Source organism: Streptomyces sp. NPDC006516 (assembly GCF_040611875.1).
GTDB lineage: Bacteria > Actinomycetota > Actinomycetes > Streptomycetales > Streptomycetaceae > Streptomyces.
This window is the reverse complement of record NZ_JBEXPD010000035.1, coordinates 1-2496: the sequence shown is the minus strand read 5'-3', so window position 1 is coordinate 2496 and position 2496 is coordinate 1. Positions and strand designations below refer to the sequence as shown.

At 56.2% G+C, this 2496-nt stretch carries 1 rRNA gene; it reads right to left on the bottom strand.

Annotated elements, in window-relative coordinates:
• Positions 1–22: 22 nt before the first annotated feature.
• Positions 23–2496 (bottom strand): 23S ribosomal RNA (locus ABZY45_RS35025); the annotation flags it as partial.

The following is a 2496-nucleotide window of genomic DNA, read 5'->3' as shown; positions in this document are numbered from 1 at the left end:
AACACAGTGGACGCGAGCAACTGAGGACAAGCCCTCGGCCTATTAGTACCAGTCAGCTCCACCCGTTACCGGGCTTCCACATCTGGCCTATCAACCCAGTCGTCTACTGGGAGCCTTAACCACTCAAGGTGGTGGGAATACTCATCTCGAAGCAGGCTTCCCGCTTAGATGCTTTCAGCGGTTATCCTTTCCGAACGTAGCCAACCAGCCATGCCCTTGGCAGGACAACTGGCACACCAGAGGTTCGTCCGTCCCGGTCCTCTCGTACTAGGGACAGCCCTTCTCAATATTCCTACGCGCACAGCGGATAGGGACCGAACTGTCTCACGACGTTCTAAACCCAGCTCGCGTACCGCTTTAATGGGCGAACAGCCCAACCCTTGGGACCGACTCCAGCCCCAGGATGCGACGAGCCGACATCGAGGTGCCAAACCATCCCGTCGATATGGACTCTTGGGGAAGATCAGCCTGTTATCCCCGGGGTACCTTTTATCCGTTGAGCGACAGCGCTTCCACAAGCCACTGCCGGATCACTAGTCCCGACTTTCGTCCCTGCTCGACCCGTCGGTCTCACAGTCAAGCTCCCTTGTGCACTTACACTCAACACCTGATTGCCAACCAGGCTGAGGGAACCTTTGGGCGCCTCCGTTACTCTTTAGGAGGCAACCGCCCCAGTTAAACTACCCATCAGACACTGTCCCTGATCCGGATCACGGACCCAGGTTAGACATCCAGCACGACCAGAGTGGTATTTCAACGGCGACTCCACAACCACTGGCGTGGCTGCTTCAAAGTCTCCCACCTATCCTACACAAGCCGAACCGAACACCAATATCAAACTATAGTAAAGGTCCCGGGGTCTTTCCGTCCTGCTGCGCGAAACGAGCATCTTTACTCGTAGTGCAATTTCACCGGGCCTATGGTTGAGACAGTCGAGAAGTCGTTACGCCATTCGTGCAGGTCGGAACTTACCCGACAAGGAATTTCGCTACCTTAGGATGGTTATAGTTACCACCGCCGTTTACTGGCGCTTAAGTTCTCAGCTTCGCCGACCCGAAAGTCAGCTAACCGGTCCCCTTAACGTTCCAGCACCGGGCAGGCGTCAGTCCGTATACATCGCCTTACGGCTTCGCACGGACCTGTGTTTTTAGTAAACAGTCGCTTCTCGCTGGTCTCTGCGGCCACCCCCAGCTCACCGAGTAAATCGGATCACCAGTGATGGCCCCCCTTCTCCCGAAGTTACGGGGGCATTTTGCCGAGTTCCTTAACCATAGTTCACCCGAACGCCTCGGTATTCTCTACCTGACTACCTGAGTCGGTTTAGGGTACGGGCCGCCATGAAACTCGCTAGAGGCTTTTCTCGACAGCATAGGATCATCCACTTCACCACAATCGGCTCGGCATCAGGTCTCAGACTATATGCACGACGGATTTGCCTACCGTGCGTCCTACACCCTTACCCCGGGACAACCACCGCCCGGGCTGGACTACCTTCCTGCGTCACCCCATCGCTTACCTAATACAAGTCTGGTTCGTCGGCTCCACCACTACCCTCAACTCCGAAGAGATCGGGCCGGCTTCACGGACTTAGCATCGCCTGATTCAGTATTGGGCGTTTCAAAGCGGGTACCGGAATATCAACCGGTTGTCCATCGACTACGCCTGTCGGCCTCGCCTTAGGTCCCGACTTACCCTGGGCAGATCAGCTTGACCCAGGAACCCTTAGTCAATCGGCGCACACGTTTCTCACGTGTGTATCGCTACTCATGCCTGCATTCTCACTCGTGAACCGTCCACAACTCGCTTCCGCGGCTGCTTCACCCGGCACACGACGCTCCCCTACCCATCCCAGCCCCCGTTGGGGGTATGTGCTGGAATGACACGACTTCGGCGGTACGCTTGAGCCCCGCTACATTGTCGGCGCGGAATCACTTGACCAGTGAGCTATTACGCACTCTTTCAAGGGTGGCTGCTTCTAAGCCAACCTCCTGGTTGTCTCTGCGACTCCACATCCTTTCCCACTTAGCGTACGCTTAGGGGCCTTAGTCGATGCTCTGGGCTGTTTCCCTCTCGACCATGGAGCTTATCCCCCACAGTCTCACTGCCGTGCTCTCACTTACCGGCATTCGGAGTTTGGCTAAGGTCAGTAACCCGGTAGGGCCCATCGCCTATCCAGTGCTCTACCTCCGGCAAGAAACACACGACGCTGCACCTAAATGCATTTCGGGGAGAACCAGCTATCACGGAGTTTGATTGGCCTTTCACCCCTAACCACAGGTCATCCCCCAGGTTTTCAACCCTGGTGGGTTCGGTCCTCCACGAAGTCTTACCTCCGCTTCAACCTGCCCATGGCTAGATCACTCCGCTTCGGGTCTTGAGCGCGCTACTAAATCGCCCTATTCGGACTCGCTTTCGCTACGGCTTCCCCACACGGGTTAACCTCGCAACACACCGCAAACTCGCAGGCTCATTCTTCAAAAGGCACGCAGTCACGAC